General features: G+C 74.1%; 17 protein-coding genes. 9 read left to right on the top strand and 8 right to left on the bottom strand.

Annotated elements, in window-relative coordinates; all coding sequences use genetic code 11:
- Positions 1–31: 31 nt before the first annotated feature.
- The 3 genes from GA0070620_RS07210 to GA0070620_RS07200 all read right to left on the bottom strand — a co-directional run bounded on the left by GA0070620_RS07210 (position 32) and on the right by GA0070620_RS07200 (position 2,623).
- The gene (locus GA0070620_RS07210; RefSeq protein ID WP_091589129.1) at positions 32–1,069 is read right to left on the bottom strand and encodes a hypothetical protein; all 1,038 of its coding nucleotides are present in this window, start codon (positions 1,067–1,069) and stop codon (positions 32–34) included.
- Between the two features lie 182 nt (positions 1,070–1,251).
- Positions 1,252–1,692 (bottom strand): SSI family serine proteinase inhibitor, encoded by a 441-nt coding sequence (locus GA0070620_RS07205; RefSeq protein WP_091589128.1) that lies wholly within the window; start codon positions 1,690–1,692, stop codon positions 1,252–1,254.
- Positions 1,693–1,807: 115 nt separating this feature from the next.
- Positions 1,808–2,623: an SDR family oxidoreductase gene (locus GA0070620_RS07200; protein WP_091589127.1), complete on the bottom strand. Its 816-nt coding sequence runs from the start codon at positions 2,621–2,623 to the stop codon at positions 1,808–1,810.
- 189 nt (positions 2,624–2,812) lie between these two features.
- Between GA0070620_RS07200 and GA0070620_RS07195 the strand changes: the two genes are divergently transcribed.
- A complete protein-coding gene (locus GA0070620_RS07195; protein ID WP_091589126.1) occupies positions 2,813–4,231 on the top strand; it encodes an RtcB family protein in 1,419 nt (472 codons plus the stop codon).
- A gap of 54 nt (positions 4,232–4,285) precedes the next feature.
- On the opposite strand, the gene GA0070620_RS07190 is transcribed toward GA0070620_RS07195, so the two are convergent.
- Positions 4,286–4,714, bottom strand: a complete 429-nt coding sequence (locus GA0070620_RS07190) for an archease (protein ID WP_091589125.1) — start codon at positions 4,712–4,714, stop codon at positions 4,286–4,288.
- A gap of 58 nt (positions 4,715–4,772) precedes the next feature.
- On the opposite strand from GA0070620_RS07190, the gene GA0070620_RS07185 reads away from it, so the two are divergent.
- Positions 4,773–5,372, top strand: coding sequence for an MBL fold metallo-hydrolase (locus tag GA0070620_RS07185; protein ID WP_091589124.1), 600 nt, complete (start codon positions 4,773–4,775; stop codon positions 5,370–5,372).
- Between the two features lie 56 nt (positions 5,373–5,428).
- On the opposite strand, the gene GA0070620_RS07180 is transcribed toward GA0070620_RS07185, so the two are convergent.
- Genes GA0070620_RS07180 through GA0070620_RS07165 form a run of 4 tightly spaced genes read right to left on the bottom strand, consistent with a single transcriptional unit; the run spans position 5,429 to position 10,575 of the window.
- Positions 5,429–7,516, bottom strand: a complete 2,088-nt coding sequence (locus tag GA0070620_RS07180; RefSeq protein ID WP_091589123.1) for an alpha-galactosidase — start codon at positions 7,514–7,516, stop codon at positions 5,429–5,431.
- The gene (locus GA0070620_RS07175; RefSeq protein WP_172836394.1) at positions 7,513–8,337 is read right to left on the bottom strand and encodes a carbohydrate ABC transporter permease; all 825 of its coding nucleotides are present in this window, start codon (positions 8,335–8,337) and stop codon (positions 7,513–7,515) included. The genes GA0070620_RS07180 and GA0070620_RS07175 overlap by 4 nt, the downstream gene beginning before the upstream one ends.
- A complete protein-coding gene (locus GA0070620_RS07170) occupies positions 8,334–9,269 on the bottom strand; it encodes a carbohydrate ABC transporter permease (RefSeq protein WP_231922271.1) in 936 nt (311 codons plus the stop codon). The genes GA0070620_RS07175 and GA0070620_RS07170 overlap by 4 nt, the downstream gene beginning before the upstream one ends.
- A gap of 10 nt (positions 9,270–9,279) precedes the next feature.
- A complete protein-coding gene (locus tag GA0070620_RS07165; RefSeq protein ID WP_172836393.1) occupies positions 9,280–10,575 on the bottom strand; it encodes an ABC transporter substrate-binding protein in 1,296 nt (431 codons plus the stop codon).
- 147 nt (positions 10,576–10,722) lie between these two features.
- Here GA0070620_RS07165 and GA0070620_RS07160 point away from each other — a divergent pair, with 147 nt between their 5' ends.
- The 7 genes from GA0070620_RS07160 to GA0070620_RS07130 are packed head-to-tail and all read left to right on the top strand — an operon-like array spanning position 10,723 to position 16,862.
- Positions 10,723–11,481, top strand: coding sequence for an SDR family NAD(P)-dependent oxidoreductase (locus GA0070620_RS07160; protein ID WP_091589122.1), 759 nt, complete (start codon positions 10,723–10,725; stop codon positions 11,479–11,481).
- Between the two features lie 37 nt (positions 11,482–11,518).
- The gene (locus GA0070620_RS07155) at positions 11,519–12,256 is read left to right on the top strand and encodes a FadR/GntR family transcriptional regulator (RefSeq protein ID WP_091589121.1); all 738 of its coding nucleotides are present in this window, start codon (positions 11,519–11,521) and stop codon (positions 12,254–12,256) included.
- A complete protein-coding gene (gene dgoD / locus GA0070620_RS07150) occupies positions 12,253–13,398 on the top strand; it encodes a galactonate dehydratase (protein WP_091589120.1) in 1,146 nt (381 codons plus the stop codon). Before GA0070620_RS07155 ends, dgoD begins: the two co-directional genes overlap by 4 nt.
- Before the next feature lie 38 nt (positions 13,399–13,436).
- Positions 13,437–14,318: a hypothetical protein gene (locus GA0070620_RS07145; RefSeq protein ID WP_231922270.1), complete on the top strand. Its 882-nt coding sequence runs from the start codon at positions 13,437–13,439 to the stop codon at positions 14,316–14,318.
- The gene (locus GA0070620_RS07140) at positions 14,315–14,935 is read left to right on the top strand and encodes a bifunctional 4-hydroxy-2-oxoglutarate aldolase/2-dehydro-3-deoxy-phosphogluconate aldolase (protein WP_091589119.1); all 621 of its coding nucleotides are present in this window, start codon (positions 14,315–14,317) and stop codon (positions 14,933–14,935) included. The genes GA0070620_RS07145 and GA0070620_RS07140 overlap by 4 nt, the downstream gene beginning before the upstream one ends.
- Positions 14,932–15,951 (top strand): sugar kinase, encoded by a 1,020-nt coding sequence (locus GA0070620_RS07135; RefSeq protein WP_231922269.1) that lies wholly within the window; start codon positions 14,932–14,934, stop codon positions 15,949–15,951. Before GA0070620_RS07140 ends, GA0070620_RS07135 begins: the two co-directional genes overlap by 4 nt.
- Before the next feature lie 14 nt (positions 15,952–15,965).
- Positions 15,966–16,862, top strand: coding sequence for an SMP-30/gluconolactonase/LRE family protein (locus GA0070620_RS07130; RefSeq protein ID WP_091589118.1), 897 nt, complete (start codon positions 15,966–15,968; stop codon positions 16,860–16,862).
- Positions 16,863–16,959: the final 97 nt, after the last annotated feature.

Here is a 16,959-nt window from a genome sequence, read left to right as displayed (position 1 = left end):
CCGGGCCGCCGGCGCCGGCCGCCGTGTCCGGCTACGGGACCAGGCGCAGGATGAGGCGCTTCGCGTCGCCGTCGCCGTACTTCTGGTCGAACTGCCGGACCACCGCGGCGTGGTCGCCGTCGGCCGGCTCCACCAGCCCGAACGCGGCCGGTGCCGGGCCGCCGGCGCGCGGCGGCAGCTCGGCCCGGGCGGTCAGCGGCCGGCTCAGCCGGAACGCGGCGCAGTCGATGTAGTGCTGTCCATCGACCTCCACGTAGGGCACCCGGACCTCGGCCACGTCCGAGTCCCCGTCCCGCAGGGTCACCCTCATCGACCAGTAGCGTTGCAGGGACACGGTGGCCTGCTCGTGCTCCCACAGCTCCTCGAACCGGGCGTGCACGAACCCGCCCCACGGGCTGTCCATGTCCACCTCCAGCTGCGGAACGTTGAACGACAACTTTCCGATCGGGAAGAACGAGATCAGTGCGTGGCCGTCCCACTGGTAGAGCTGGATCGACGGCGACGCGTCGTAGATCCGCACCTGGAACCGGCCGCGCTGGCCCGGGGGCAGTGAGTGCTGGAAGGCGGCCAGCCGACGCAGGTTGGCCTGGATCTGCCGGGGGACGTCCACCCGCTGCCGCTCCAACTCCTCGGAGCGTTGGCGGGCCGCCGTGCAGTCCGGGTCGAGCAGGAGCAGCTGCACCTCGGCGTCCTGGCGTAGCGCCTCCCGCATGCCCGCCAGGGTCGCGTCGCGGTGCGGGTCCTCCAGCAGGATCGTCCAGGTGTCGAGGATGCGGACCCGTCGGCAGCTGCCGTGCAGCCGCGCCACGAACGCCTGTTGGTCGAAGCTCAGGTGCTCCTGCACCCGCGCCTTGCGGGCCTCCTCGAACAGCGGGTCGAAGATGACGTACGAGATGGCCGCCAGCACCACACTGGCGCCCAGGTTGAGCAGCAGGTCGCTGAGGAAGCCGGTGCTGCGCCAGGCGCCGAGCAGCATCGCCGTCGCGACGCCGAGCAGCACGCCGCCGACCAGGTAGGCGCGTCGTTGCCGGGCCGTGCGCCGCCACCGCCAGCCACCCGATCGCCGCATCCCGGCCCCTCCCGGTCCCGACCGGCCGCCCCGCGCCGGTGATCACCCTGGAAGATACGTGCCGTCTTTTGCGCCCGCTGTCCCGTTTCCGGCAGGCGCTCCGGCCCAGGGCGGACGGGCACCGGCGGGTCGGCCGTGGGGTGCGGCGCCCGCGAGAAGACGCGGACACCGCACCATCACCGTCAGAAGGCGAACAGCTCACCGGTCTCGCGCAGCAGGACGCACCGGTTGGCGAACGTCTTCGCGTACGTCACCGGCCGGTCGCCCCAGAAGCCGAGCGCGCGGACGGTGACCGGCGCGTACTCCAGGGTGCAGAGCGTGTCGGGGTCGAGGTTGAGCGTGCCGGGGTCGCCGCCGACGCCGGCCAGGGTGCCGCACGCGGCCGACGCGGCCGGGTGGTCGCCGCCGCTCGGGCCGCAGAACAGCACGCTGGCGCGGGGCGCGGCGGTCGGCGGCTGCACGGTGAGCACCAGCACCGACGGGGGCTGGTCGGCGCGGGGGACGGCGTGCGTCGCCTCGGGACGGGCGGCGGCGTGTGCGGCCTCGGGACGGGCGGCGGCGGTCAACCCGCCGGCGACGAGGACGGCCGCGACGAGCGCGACGATCCGCTGGGCGAAGGGCATGGGTGTGTCCTTCCGTCGGGGCCCCGGGTGGGGGCCGGTCGGTGGCCCGGCCGTCGTGCGCCCGAGCCGTCGACCACCCTAAGTGGACACTGTGAACGCCCAGCGTCACCGACTGTTACGACGATTCCACGCGTCGCCAGTCGTGCGAGGTCAGGGCGCTCGCCTGCGGACCCATCATCAACATCCCGCCGTCGACCGGCCAGGAGGCGCCCGTGACGTACGCGGCCTGGGGCGAGGCCAGCAGCGCGACCACCGCCGCGACCTCCCGGGCGTCTCCCGGCCGCCCCACCGGCACGCCGGGCCGCTCCTGGGTGAACGGGTCGACGTCCTCCTGCCCGGTCATCGGGGTGGAGATCTCGCCCGGGGCGACCGCGTTGACGGTGATCCCGTCGACGGCCAACTCCTGTGCCATCACCTTGGTGAGCAGCCCGAGGCCGCCCTTCGCGGCGCAGTACGCGGCCGAGCCGACCCGCGGCGCGTGCTCGTGCACGCTGGTGATGTTGATGATCCGCCCGCCGGCACCGGTGGCCCGCATCCGGCGGGCGGCGCGCTGAGCGCAGAGGAACGGTCCGTCGAGGTCCACCGACAGCACCTCGCGCCACCGCTCCCAGCCGGTGTCGACGAACGGTACCGACGCACCGGTCCCGGCGTTGTTGACCAGGACGCCGACGCCGCCGAGCCGGTCGGCCAACTCGTCGATCACGTCGGCGGCGCCGGGCAACCGGGTCAGGTCCATCTCGGCGACCTCGCACCGTCGACCGGCGGCGCGGACCTCGTCCGCGGTGCGCCGCGCGCCGTCCGGGTCGCCGTACCAGGTGAGGCCGATGTCGAAGCCGGCGGCGGCCAGGGCCACCGCGCAGGCCTTGCCGATGCCGGAGTCGGCGCCGGTGACGACGGCGATGCGGGGGTAGTGCGCAAAACGCTCGGGCATGACCGACCAATACCCCCCGACCCGGCGCTCCACCCGGCCCCAACCGCGGTGATCAAGAGGTTTGGGTCAGATGTGGAGCCGGACATGACGCAAAGCTCTTGATCACCGGCGTGGGCGGCGAGGCGGCGAGGCGGCGGGAAGGAGGGCGGGGGGGTGTGTACGGGGCGTGGTCGTGGGTAGGCGCACGGGGTGGAGCTGGTCGAGGAGTCGCCGTACCGGTTCCGGATCGACCAGCGCGACCCGATGCGGGTCCCGGGCGTGGTCTTCGCCACCCGGTCACTGCTGCCCGACGCCGGAGCGGACAAGTCCCTGGAACAGGTCGCCAACGTGGCCACGCTGCCGGGCATCGTCGACGCCTCGTACGCCATGCCCGATGTGCACTGGGGCTACGGCTTCCCGATCGGCGGCGTCGCCGCCACCGACGTGGAGCGCGACGGGGTCGTGTCGCCCGGCGGGGTGGGCTTCGACATCTCCTGCGGCGTACGCCTGCTCGCCGCCGACCTGGACCGCGCTGAGCTGGGCCCCCGGTTGGACGCCCTGATGGACGGGCTGGCCGAGGCGACCCCGCGCGGCATGGGCAAGGGCGCCGTGTGGCACCTGGCCGACCGGGCCGAGCTCGACGGGGTGCTGCGCGGCGGCTCCCGGTACGCGGTGGAGCGCGGATTCGGGGTCGAGCGGGACCTCGACCGGTGCGAGGACTACGGGGCGGTCGACGACGCGGACCCGGCGCAGGTGAGCGACCGGGCGGTCGAGCGGGGCGCCCGCCAGGTCGGCAGCCTCGGCTCGGGCAACCACTTCCTGGAGGTGCAGGTCGTCGAGGAGGTGTACGACGACCGCGTCGCCGGCGTGTTCGGGCTCCGCCCGGGACAGATCTGCGTGATGATCCACTGCGGTTCGCGGGGGCTCGGCCACCAGATCTGCACCGACCACCTGCGGGGCATGGAGAAGGTGATGTCCCGCTACGGCATCGAGGTGCCGGACCGTCAGCTCGCCTGCGCGCCGGTCTCCTCGGACGAGGGACGGGCGTACCTCGGCGCGATGGCGGCCGCCGCGAACTACGCGCGGGCGAACCGGCAGCTGCTGACCGACGCGGCCCGCCGGATCTTCAACCGGCAGACCGGCCAGGGTCTCGACCTCGTCTACGACATCTCGCACAACCTCGCCAAGCTGGAGACCCACGCCGTCGACGGCGTCCCGCGTCGCGTCTGCGTCCATCGCAAGGGCGCCACCCGGGCGTTGCCGCCGGGCCACGAGGACCTCCCGGCCGACCTGCGCGCGGTGGGCCAGCCGGTGCTGATTCCCGGCTCGATGGGCACCGGCTCGTACGTGCTCACCGGCGTACCCGGCTCACCCGCCTTCGCGTCCACCTGCCACGGGGCGGGCCGGGTGCGCAGCCGCAAGCAGGCGGTGAAGGCCGAACGGGGAGCCGACCCGCGTCGGCAGCTGGAGGAGCAGGACATCGCCGTACGCGGTGTGTCCCGCCGGGGTCTGGCCGAGGAGATGCCCGCGGCGTACAAGGACGTCACGGCGGTGGTGGAGTCGGCCGAGGGCGCCGGGTTGTGTCGGAAGGTGGCGCGGCTGGCGCCGATCGGCGTGGTCAAGGGCTGAGCCCGGCGCCGGGCCCGGCACGCCGGGGTGGAGCGGCGGCACGGCTGCGGCGGCTCACACGTCCAGTGTCACGGCGCAGGACCAGCGGTCGTCCTCGCGGCCGAACCGCAGCTCGTGCAGGGAGACCGCCTTCGGCACCGCGCCCACCAGCTCGACCGCGTCCGTGCCGGTCACCAGCCAGCGCACCAGCAGGCCGCCGTCGCCGTCGTCGGACACGTCGCTGGTCAGCGGCAACTCGTCCGCCGTGTCCATCCGGAAGATCACCTCGTCGAGGACGTTCACCAGCAGGTCCTCGTCGTCGGCGGGCGGCGCGTGGAACTCCCGCTCCGGGCCGGGCACCGCCCCCGCGGTGTCGACGAAGCTCTCCACCAGCGCGGCGACCGCCTCGGCCACGCACGTCTCCCGGGTCGGCGCCCACGCCTCGATCCGGACGTCGGCGGTGTGCGGCACGCACCGGTGCCCCTGCTCCGCGAGCTGTTCCATCCCCCGATCATCCGCCGCCCGCCGCGGCTCCGCCGGCCGGTCGCGTTAGCGTGCCCGGATGCGGATCACCAAGTTCACCCACTCCTGCGTACGTCTGGAGCGCGACGGCGTCGTCCTGGTCATCGACCCGGGCACGTGGAGCGAGCCGCGCGCGCTGGCCGGGGCGGACGCCGTGCTCGTCACCCACGAGCACACCGACCACGTCGACGTGCTCCGCCTGGCGGGTCTCGGCGTGCCGGTGTACGCGCCGGAGGGCGCCCGCCTGCCCGACCTCGCCCCGCTGCCGGTGACCCCGGTGCGGGCCGGGCAGCGGTTCACCGCCGCCGGGTTTCCGGTGACCGCCGTGGGTGGCCGGCACGCCACCATCCACGACGGCCAGCCGGACTGCGTGAACCTCGGCTACCTCGTGGACGGGCTCTACCACCCCGGTGACGCGCTGCACGTGCCGGACGAGCCGGTGCGGACCCTGCTGCTGCCCGGGCAGGGGTCGTGGATGCGGCTGGGTGAGGCGATCGACTTCGCCCGTTCCGTCGGCGCCGAGCGGGCGCACACGATCCACGACGGGCAGGTCAACGACCGTGGCCTGGCGAGCGTCACCGGTTGGTTCGCCGAGACGGTCGAGGGCTACCGGCACCTCGCGCCCGGTGAGAGCGCCTGACCGCCCGCTGGTGGTGACCGGCCCGGCCGGGGCCGTGCCCAGCCGAGCGGTGACGATCACGCGCGGTGCAGCACCACCAGGTCGGCGTCGTGCGTCGGCGTCCACCCGACCGGCAGGCCGACCGCGGTCAGGTGGGCGCCGGAGTAGCGCCGGTCGCCATGCCGGTAGGTCCCGTCCGCGTCGAGGCCGCGCAACGGCAGCCGCACCGGGCGGGACGGCAGCAGCCCGGGACCGTCGGAACGACCGGTGTGCCAGGCCAGGACGACCACCGTCCGCCGGTCCGGCGAGGTGTACTGCACGGCGCAGCGTGCCTGGTCGGGGCCGCCGACGAGGTGGACCTCGCCGTGCGTGACCACCTCCCGGATCTCCTTGTACCGGGCGATCCAGCCGGCCGCCTCGGCCCGCTGCTCCGGCGTCCAGTGGCGGATGTCCGCGCCGATGCCGAGCACGCCGGCCATGGCGAGCACGAACCGGAACGCGAGCGAGCGTGGACGCGGGTCGAAGATGCCGGGCGCGTCGGTCACCCAGGAGCTGAGCAGGTGCGGCGCGTTGGCGTGCAGGAAGCCGTGCTGGATGGCCAGCCGGTCCAGCGGGGCCGTGTTGTCGCTGGGCCAGAAGATGTCGGCCCGTGCGGCCATCGCCAGGTCGGTCCGGCCCCCGCCACCGGCGCAGGACTCGATCAGCACCTCCGGGTGGTCCCGGCGCAGCCGCTCGTAGATCCGGTGCAGGTTGGCGACGTGCGCGCCGTCCAGGTCGACCGGCTTCTCGCCACCGGCCCGGCCCGGCTCGGTGCGGGGCCGGTTGAAGTCCCACTTCAGGTACCCGATGTCGTACCGGCGCAGCAGCCCGTCGATCGTGCCGTGGACGAACTCGGCGACCTCCGGCCGGCCCAGGTCCAGCAGGTACTGGTTGCGGATCGGGGTGAGCGGGCGACCCTCGACGGCGTACACCCAGTCGGGGTGTTCGGCGTAGAGCCGGGAGCGGGGGCTCACGCACTCCGGCTCCACCCAGAGGCCGAACCGCAGCCCCAGCCCGCGTACCTCGGCGATGAACGCGTCGAAGCCGTCGGGGAAGCCGGCCGGGTCGGGCGTCCAGTCACCGAGACCGGTGGTGTCGTCGACGCGGCCGAGGAACCAGCCGTCGTCCACCACGAACGTCTCGACCCCGAGGTCGGCGGCGATCCGGGCGAGCGCGAGCTGACTGTCGGCGTCCACGTCGAAGTAGGTCGCCTCCCAGGAGTTGTAGAGCACCGGGCGCGGCGTCAGCCGCTCGCCGGCGAGCAGTCGCTGGTAGCGGTGCCACACCCGGGCCAGCCCGTCCAGCCCGTCCGTGCTGTAGGCGCCGGCGACCTCGGGCAGGGTCAGCTCCGCGCCCGCCGGCAGCTCCAGCGGGCCGTCGGCCAGGCGGCGCCCCGCCCGTACGCGGGTGAGCCCGCCGGTGTCCCGCTCGGCGGTGATCTCCCAGGAGCCGGTCCAGGCGACCGAAACGCCCCAGGTCGACCCGTCCGGCTCGGCCCGGTCCCGGACCGCCAGCCAGGGCACGTGCAGGTGGCCGGGCACACCCTGGCTGCTGCCGATGGTGAAGGCGCCGTGGCCGAGGTCGACGTGGTCGAGCTGGAACTCCTGCGCCCACTGCCCCCACTGGTGGCTGAGCAGCGCGCCGTGCGGCGTCGGTACGCAGAACCCGGCCGAGCCGGCGCGGACCAGCCGCAGCGGCCCGGTGCCGGTGTTGGTGAGCTCGACCCAGCGGCGTACGACGTCGGTGCCGGCCGGGACGGCGTAGCGCAGCACGGCCCGCAGCCCCGTCACCGGGTCGGCGAAGGTGACCGCGAGCGCGCCGCCGTCCGGGTCGTGGGCCGCCTCGACGAAGCCGAACCCGACGCGCCGGTTCCCGCTCTCCGTCTCCACCACCAGGTCGGCGCCGGTGAACGGGCGGTCGGCGTCGGTGGCGTACTCGACCGGTGCGGCGTCGCCCGCGGTGAGGAACGGCACCGGCCCGTCGTACGCGACGGGGGAGGGGCCCTCGCCGACCCCGTGCGGGCCCCACGCGTGCAGCTCCAGCCAGCGCCCGTGCGCGGGCAGCGTCACTGTGTACTCGGTGTGCGCGCCCCGCAGCGTCCAGCGCCCGTGCTCCGCGCCACTCACTTGACCGCTCCGATCGCCAGGCCCGAGACGAAGTGCCGCTGGAACCGCAGGAAGACCGCCACGGTCGGGACCGCGGCGATCACCGTACCGGCGGCGATGACGTTCCACGACGACACGAACTGGCCCTGGAGGGCGAGCAGTGCCGGGGTGACCGGCATCTTGTCGTCGGTGCGCAGCACGGTGATGGCCCACAGCAGGTCGTTGAAGATCCAGGTGAAGGAGAGCGCGCCGAGCGCGGCCAGCGCCGGTCGGGTCAGCGGCAGCATCACCCGGCCGAAGATCTGTGCCGGGCCGGCGCCGTCGATGGTCGCCGCCTCCTGGATCTCGCCGGGCAGGTCCCGCATGAAGCCGTGCAGGACGAAGGTGTAGAAGCCCAGCCCGAAGCCGACCTGCACGGCGATCAGCGCCCAGAGCGTGTCGTACAGGCCGGTCAGCTCGCTGAACTTCTGCACCGGGATCAGCAGGATCTGCGGCGGCAGCAGGTTGCCGGCGAGCATGAGCAGCAGGATGGTGCGACGGCCCGGGATCCGGTAGCGGCTGAGCGCGAACGCCGCGACGGCCGCCAGCACCAGGCTCAGCGCGACCGACGGGATCGTCACCAACAGGCTGTTGACCAGGGCCCGCAGCTCCCCGCCGTCGGTCCACGCCTGCCGATAGGTGTCGAGCGTGAACGAGTGCGGGAGGCTGCCCACGCCGTTGGCGGCGACGTCGTCGAAGGTGCGGGTGGACATGATGACCACCCACAGCACCGGGCCGAGCCAGAGCAGCGAGAGCAGGACCATGCCGGTGTGGAACGCCCCGGTCCGGAGCTTGCGGATCATGCTTCCTCCCGGAACGCGCGGACGAGGTAGCCCAGGATGACCGCCAGCGCGAGCACGAAGATGACCACCGCGATCGCGGAGGCGTACCCGAGCCGTAGGCTCTGGAAGGCCGCCGAGTACATGTAGGTGCTGAGCAGCTCCGACGAGTGGTACGGCCCGCCGCGGGTCAGCGACCAGACGATGTCGAACGAGCGCAGCGAGTCGATCACGATGACCGACAGCACGACCGCGTTGACGCCCTTGAGCTGGGGAACGGTGACGTGCCAGAGCCGCTGCCAGCCATTCGCGCCGTCCATCTTGGCGGCCTCGTGCAGCGCCGGGTCGATCGCCTTCAGGCCGGCGAGGAAGAGCACCATCACGTACCCGATCTGCCGCCACAGCGCCGGCAGGATCACCGCGTAGAGCGCTGTCTGCGGGTCGGCCAGCCAGGGCCGGATGAGGTGTTCGAGCCCGACGGCGCGCAGGAGCGAGTCGGCCAGCCCGTCGGGCTGGTAGAAGACCCGCCAGACCAGGGCGGTCACCACCAGGGAGAAGACCACCGGGGTGAACAGGGCGGCCCGGTAGAAGCCGACGCCGCGGCGGTCCCGTTGCAGCAGCAGCGCCATCCCGAAGCCGCCGACGACGGAGAGCCCGCCGAAGAGCACCAGCCAGATGACCGTGTTGACGAGGGCACCCCGGAACGTGGCGTCGCCGGCCAGCTCCACGTAGTTGTCGACGCCGATGAACTGCGGCGGCGTCTGCCCGTCCCAGCGGGTCAGCGAGAACCAGAAGCCCTGCAACGCCGGCCAGAACACCCAGATGCTCTCGACGACGAAGGGCACCAGCACGAAGACCGCCAGCAGCGGCGACAGTCGAGCCGACCGTCGCCGCCGCCGGGGTGTGCCGGCCACGCTGGACACGTCCGTCCGGGAGGTGTCGGCAATGGTGGACACGTTTGTCACGTCAGCCCTTGAAGACCTTCTCGGCGCCGGCCTGCCACTCGCGAAGGATCGCGTCGATCTGGTCGGGCTTGTCCATGAACTTGGTCAGCGCGGTGTCCGCGGTGGGCTGGAGGGCGTCGCTGGAGTCGCGGTTGAAGAACTGGGTCAGCTCCGCGGCGCTCTCCAGCATGGCCTTGCCCTTGGCGACCAGCGGCGAGTCGGAGGCCTTGGCCTTCGGGTGGGCCGGCAGCACGATCCCGGAGCTGGACTTCACGTACTCCTCCTGCGCCTGGGCCGAGGCGAGGTAGGTCAGCAGGGCCTTGGTGCCGGTCGGGTTGGCGGTCTTGGCGCTGGCGAAGAAGCCGTCGGTCGGCGCCTCCTCGGCCACCGGGACCGCCGGGTCGATGATCGGGAACCGGAAGAAGTCCAGGTCGCCCAGGGCGTCCTTCGGGGCGGCGTCGGCGAAGAAGGTGCCGATCAGGAACATGCCCGTCTTGCCGGCGAGCAGCGCCGTGGTGGCCTCCTGGAACGGGTACGCCTTGCCCTTCGGGTCGAAGTAGGGCAGCGCCTCGCGCCACTTGCCGAAGACGGCCTTGACCTTCGGGTCGTCGAAGCGCTGCTTGCCGGCGAGCAGCTCGCGGTGGAACGGCGCGCCGTTGACCCGGATGTTGAGGTAGTCGAACCAGGCCGAGGCGACCCAGGGGGTGTCGCCCAGGCCGATGCCGATCGGCGGGATGCCCTTGCCCTTGATCGTCTCGCAGACGTTCAGGAACTCGGCCCAGGTCTTCGGCTCCTGCACGCCCCACTTGGCGAAGTTGCTCTTGCGGTAGAAGAAGCCCCACCAGTAGTTGTTCATCGGCACGAAGACCTGCTTGCCGCTGGCGTCGGTGGAGAGCGTCCGCAGCGACTGCGGGTACTCGCCCAGCCCCTGCCAGACGTCGGAGACGTCGAGCAGCAGGTTCTTGCTGGCGTAGTCGTTGGCGACCGAGCCCGCGTACCAGGTGTAGAGGTCCGGCGGGTTGGCCGACGTCAGGTAGGTCGGCAGCTGGGTGCGGAAGGTCTCCGAGGCGATCGTGTTGACCGTCGCGGTGCCCTTGCCCTGCTTGTTGAAGCCGTCGATCAGCTTCTCGATCGCCGTCTTGGCCTGCGGCGACGAGAGGTTGGACTGGAGGGTCACGGAGCCGGAGGCGCCGCCGCTCGCCGGCCCGCTGGCGGAGCTGGCGCAGGCGGACAGCAACGGGCCGGCGCCGAGCACGCCCAGGCCGGCGAGCCCGAGGTGGCCGAGGAGCCGGCGGCGGCCGGGGTCGAAGTCGGTCACGGGAGGTCCCTTCCTATCGACACGCTGCGTCACGTGGATGTGTGTCGGTGGTGTGAACGATGTGACCAGAAGGTTGCATCCGGCCCGGCTGACTGTCAAGATGTATTCGTAATTAATGGTTAAACGGCTCGGTGGGTTGGGGTGTGGATGAGTCCGGACGCGCGTCGGTTGGACGGTAGAACAGCGCTGGTCACGGGCGCGTACGGGGGTATCGGTGCGGCGACCGCCCGTCGGCTGGCCGCCGAGGGCGCCCGAGTGGCGCTGCTCGACGTCCACGACTGCACCCCGCTGGCTGAGGAACTGACCGCCGCCGGCGGTCGGGCACTGTCCGTAGTGGCCGATGTCGCCGACGAGGCCGCCTGGGCGTCCGCGGTGGCGCGGGTGCGCGACACGCTCGGCCCGGTCGACATCCTGGTCAGCAACGCGTACGCGGTGGAGGTCGCGCCCGCGCACCGCACCACCCGGGCATCCTGGGACCATCAGCTCGGCGTCAGCCTCACCGGCGCGTTCCTCGGTGTCCGGGCCTGCCTGGACGACCTGCTCGCCCGCTCCGGGGCGGTGGTGCTGGTGTCGTCGGTGCACGCGCTGGTCGGGCTGCCCGGCCGGCCCGCGTACGCCGCCGCGAAGGGCGCGCTGGTCGCGCTCGGCCGGCAACTGGCCGTCGAGTACGGACCCCGGGTGCGGGTCAACAGTGTCCTGCCCGGCCCGATCCTGACCGGCGCCTGGGACGGCATCGGCGAGGAGGACCGCCGCCGCAGCGTCGCGGAGACGGTCGCCAAGCGGTTCGGCACCCCGGAGGAGGTGGCCGCCGTGGTGGCGTTCCTCGCCTCGCCCGACGCCGCGTACGTCACCGGCACCAGCCTGGTGGTGGACGGCGGTTGGACCGCGGTGAAAGCCTCGGCCTGAGAGATCGAGACCCACGAGCGAGAAGGCACGAAGAGACTTGGCACAGTACGCAGGCCGCGGCGTCCACGGACAGACCGTCGAGGTGATCGCCCGCCGCATCCTCAGTGGGGAGATCGCCGAGGGCGCCACCCTGAACCTGGCCGCCCTGCAGGAGGAGCTGGACGTCAGCCTCACCGCCCTGCGGGAGGCGCTGAAGGTCCTCACCGCCAAGGGCATCGTCGACGCGCGGCAGAAGCGCGGCACGTTCGTCCGTCCCCGGTCCGACTGGAACCTGCTCGACGGTGACGTGATCCGGTGGCAGTTCGCCGACGGCGCCGATCCGCGGCTGCTCGACAAGCTCCAGGAGGTACGGGCCATCATCGAGCCGGCCGCCGCGCGGCTGGCCGCCGCCCGCGCCACCGCGGACGACCTCGCCGTGCTCGACGCGGCGCTGCACGACATGGCCGACGCGCACGCCGACCCGGGCGCCGCGGTCGCGGCCGACCTCGCGTTCCACCGGGCCCTGCTCGCCGCCACCCACAACGAGCTGCTGGTCCGGATGGAAGTGGTGATGGAGACCGGCCTCGCCGAGCGCGACCGGCTGGTGCACGGACACGGCGACGGCCACGACGACCCGGTGCCGAGCCACCGGGCGGTGGTCGACGCGATCCGCGGCGGCGACGAGGGCGCGGCGGAGACGGCGATGCGCGAACTGCTGGCGAAGGCGGTACGGGACGTGGAGAAGCTGCGCGAACAGCGGAGTCCCGCGGCCGCGAACGAGAGGGCCAAACGGTGAGGATCGAACGGATCGAGACCTTCCTGGTCCCGCCACGGTGGTTGTTCTGCCGGGTGGAGACCGACACGGGGCTGGTCGGCTGGGGCGAGCCCGTGGTGGAGGGTCGGGCCGAGGTGGTCCGCGCCGCCGTCGAGGTGCTCGCCGAGTACCTCGTGGGCGAGGATCCGCTGCGTATCGAGCAGCACTGGCAGGTGCTGACGAAGGGCGGGTTCTACCGGGGCGGCCCGGTGCTCTCCAGCGCGGTGGCGGGTCTGGACCAGGCGCTGTGGGACATCGCCGGCCAGGCGTACGGGGTGCCGGTGCACGCCCTGCTCGGTGGCCCGGTGCGCGACCGGGTGCGGATCTACTCGTGGATCGGCGGCGACGAGCCCGGCGAGATCGCCGACGCGGCCGCCGCCCAGGTGGCCGCCGGGCTGACCGGCCTGAAGATGAACGCCTCCGGCCGGCTCTCGCCGATCCCCACGCCCGCCGAGATCGACGCGGTGGTCGAGCGGGTCGCCGCGGCCCGGGCGGTGCTCGGCGACGACCGGGACATCGCGCTGGACTTCCACGGTCGCGCCGGGTTCGCCGCGGTGCGGCGCATCCTGCCCGAGCTGGCACCGTTGCGGCCGTTCTTCGTGGAGGAACCGGTCCTGCCGGACCAGGCGCACCACCTGCGCGACCTCGTCGCCGCCTCCCCGGTGCCGATCGCGACCGGCGAGCGGCTCTACGGACGGTCGGAGTTCCTCGCCCCGTTGCAGGCCGGCGTGTCGGTGGTGCAGCCGGACCTGTCGCACGCCGGGGGGATCTCCGAGGTGCGGCGGATCGCCGCGCTCGCCGAGACGTACGGGGCGTTGCTCGCCCCGCACTGCCCGCTCGGCCCGATCGCGCTCGCCGCCAGCCTCCAGGTCGCGTTCGCGACACCGAACTTCCTGATCCAGGAACAGAGCATCGGCATCCACTACAACGTGGACTCCGAGCTGCTCGACTACGTCGTCGACCCGGAGCCGTTCCGGTTCGTGGACGGCCACATCGTCCGCTTCGACGGGCCGGGCCTGGGCATCACGGTCGACGAGGCCGCCGTCCGCAAGGCCGCGGAGAACCCGCACGCCTGGCGCAACCCGGTCTGGCGGCACCCCGACGGCTCCTTCGCCGAATGGTGACCGCGGCCGGCTCCGGTCCGGACCGGACGGTCGGTCCGGTGGCCGCCACCCGCTCGGCGGGGGTGGACGAGCCCGGCGGCCCGGAGCGGCCGGTGCCGCTGCGGGTCGTCGCCGACGCGGCGCTCGGCGGGCGGTGGACGAGCCTCTCCGGCGGTGGCCGGGAGTGGCTGTGGCGCGGGACGCAGCCGGGCCGGGCCGACGTCCGCCCGGACGCGGCCTTCGTCGACGCCGGTGGCCTGGAGGAGTGCCTGCCCACCGTCCGCGGCGTGCCGGACCATGGCGAGGTCTGGTCGAGGCCGTGGCGGCAGACCGCGCCGGGGGAGACCGTCGTGGTACGGCCCGACTTCACCCTCACCCGCCGCCTGCGCGAGCGGGACGGCGTGGTGGTCGCCGACTACCGGCTTACCGCCGACCCGGGCTACCGCTTCGTGTGGGCGGCGCACGCCCTGCTGGACCTGTCACCCGAGGCCCGCCTCGTGGCCCCCGCCGGCACCCCGACCCGGCTGCACCCGGAGGCGGCCGTCCTGCTCCCGCCGGACGCCTGGCCCGCCGGCCGGCCGTGGCTGACCGGTGCCTGGCCGGCCCCGGCCGGTCTGGCTCTGGACGCGCTCGGCCCGGACGACGGCACCGCCGTCGGCGCGGTGCTGGTGGACTGCCCGCGGGTCCGGGTGGTGGACGGGCCGGACGCGCTGACCCTGGAGCTGGAGTGCGCCGACCAGCCCCGGGCGACCGCCCTCTGGCGCAACCTGCGCGGCTGGCCCGAGACCGACCCGTACCGCAGCGTCGGGGTGGAGCCGATGCTCGGCCGCGCCTTCGACCTGGCCGACGCCGGCCCCGGTGACGCCGCCGTGGTCCCCACCAGCGGGGAGGTCGCCTGGCGGCTGACCGTCTCCGCCCACCGATCCGAAGGACACCGATGAACCTGACCGACGCCCTGCGTACCCATCGACTGCTCGCCATCGTGCGCGGCCCGGACCCGGCGGCGGCGCTGGCCGCGGTGCTCACCCTGGCCGACAGCGGAGTCGCGCTGATCGAGGTGTCGCTGACCGGCGCGGACGCCCTCGGCGTGGTGCGCCGGGCCCGGGCCGCGCTCGGCCCGGAGTTCGCCCTCGGCGCGGGCACCGTGCTCACCGCCGAGGACGCCCGGGCGGCGGCCGAGGCGGGCGCGACGTTCCTGGTCACCCCGGCCCTCGCCGAGAGCCTGGACGAGGCCCCCCGGCTCGGGCTGCCGGTGCTGGCGGGCGCGCTGACGCCGACCGAGGTGGTCCGCGCCCGGGCCGCCGGCGCCGCCGCCGTCAAGCTCTTCCCCGCCTCGATCGGCGGCCCGGACTACCTCGGCGCGCTGCGCGACCCGTTCCCGGACACGCCGCTGGTGCCGGTCGGCGGGGTGGACGTCGACAGCGCCCGGCGCTACCTGGACCGGGGGGCGGTCGCCGTGGGCGTCGGGTCGCCCCTGCTCGGCGACGCGGTCCGGGGCGGCGACCCGGCCGCCCTGCGGGAGCGGGCGGCGGCGTTCCTCGCGGCGGTCCGCCCGTGACCGGCGCCGACGACGCGACCCGGCCCGGGGTGACCGCCGAGGACGCGACCCGGCCCGCCGTGCCCGGCGGGGACGCCGGTGGGATCGACGTGCTCACGCTCGGCGAGACGATGGCCGCCTTCCGGTCCGCCGGTCCGCTGCGGCTCGGCGGCGCCGCCGGGGTCTCCGTCGCGGGCGCAGAGTCCACGGTGGCCATCGGCCTGGCGCGGCTCGGCCACCGGGCCGGCTGGATCGGGGTCACCGGCGCCGACGAACCGGGGGCGCTGGTCCGCCGCACGCTGCGCGCCGAGGCCGTGGACCTGCGCTGGGCGCGGGTGACGGCGGACGCGCCGACCGGGCTGATCCTGTTCGAACCGCGGGTGGCCGACCTCAACCGGGTCACCTACTACCGGGCCGGCTCCGCCGGGTCCCGGTTGGCGCCGGCCGACGTGACCCGGGCGTTCGACGCGGTGACCCCCCGCGTGCTGCACGTCACGGGCATCACCTGCGCCCTCGGCCCCGGCCCGTACGCCGCCGTGCGGGCCGCCGTCGAACGGGCCCACGGCGCGGGCGCGACCGTGTGCCTCGACGTCAACCACCGCAGCCGGCTCTGGTCCGTCGCCGAGGCCGCCGAGGCGCTGCGCCCGCTGCTGTCGGCGGTCGACGTGGTGGTCGCCTCCCCCGACGAGCTGCCCGTGCTCACCGACGCCGACGACCCGGCCGCCGCGCTGCGTGCCGCCGGTGTGCGAGAGGTGGTGGTCAAGCTCGGCGGCGACGGGGCGACCAGCCACCACGAGGGCGGCACCCTGCACCGCCCCGCCCGCCGGGTGCCGGTCGTGGAGACCATCGGCGCCGGCGACGCCTTCGTCGCCGGGTGGCTGTCCGCCCTGCTCGACGGGGCGGACGTGGCCGGACGGCTGGACCGCGCGGTGACCACGGCCGCCTTCGCCGTCGCGACCCGGGGCGACTGGGAGGGTCTGCCGGACCGGACCGAGCTGGCCCTGCTCGACCACGAGCCGGGCACCGCGCTGCGTTGACGCCAGGAGGAGACATGGAGCTGACCGAGCCGACCCCGTGGAGCGCGGACCGCCTGGAGTTGGGCGAGGGCGCCCGCTGGGTGGACGACCGCCTCGTCCTGGTCGACCTGCTCGCCGGGCGGCTGCTCACCACCGGCGGTGACGCCCCCGGCCCGTTGGACGAGCTGTGCCGGCTGGACGTGCCGCTGGGCGCGGTCGCACCGGTGGCCGGGCGGCCGGGGGAGTGGCTGGCCGCCGCCGGCACCGGGGTGGCCCGGCTGGGTGGCGACGGCGCGTACCGGCCGATCGTCGACCTGGAGGGCGACCGCTCCGAACCGGCCCGGATGAACGACGCGGTGGCCGACCCGCACGGCCGCTTCTGGGCCGGCAGCATGACGTACGCCGGGTTGCCCGGCGGCGGCTCGCTCTACCGGATCGACCCGGGCGCCGCCCCCGTCACGGCGGTGACGGGGTTGACGATCACCAACGGTCCGGCGTTCGACGGCGCCGGCACCAGCATGTACCTGGCCGACACCCCGCGCGGGCACGTCGACCGGTTCACGGTGGACGCCGGCACCGGCGAGTTGAGCGCCCGGGAGCCGTTCCTGCGGCTGGACCCGGCGGTGGACGGCGCGCCGGACGGGATGACGGTGGACGCGGCCGACCACCTCTGGGTGGCGCTCTGGGGCGGCTCGGCGGTGCGCCGCTACCGGCCGGACGGGACGCTCGACCGCGAGGTCCGGCTGCCGGCGCGCCAGCCGACGAGTGTCTGTCTCGGCGGCCCGGGCCTGCGACGGCTCTTCGTCACGACCGCCGACCACGGCCTCACCGCTCCCGACCCGCTCGACGGCGCCCTGCTGGCCCTCGACGTCCCCGTTCCCGGCCGCCCCGCCGCCCCCGCCACTCCGGCCGACCCCGCCACTCTGCGGTGATCAAGAGGTTTGCGTCAAAATCCGCGCCCGGCGTGACGCAAACCTCTTGATCACCGGCGTGCGGGGCGGGGGAGGTAGCCGGCCGTCCGGCCCGTAC

Origin of the sequence: Micromonospora krabiensis (assembly GCF_900091425.1) — a bacterium.
Lineage (GTDB): Bacteria > Actinomycetota > Actinomycetes > Mycobacteriales > Micromonosporaceae > Micromonospora > Micromonospora krabiensis.
This window is presented reverse-complemented; position numbering and strand designations above follow the sequence as displayed.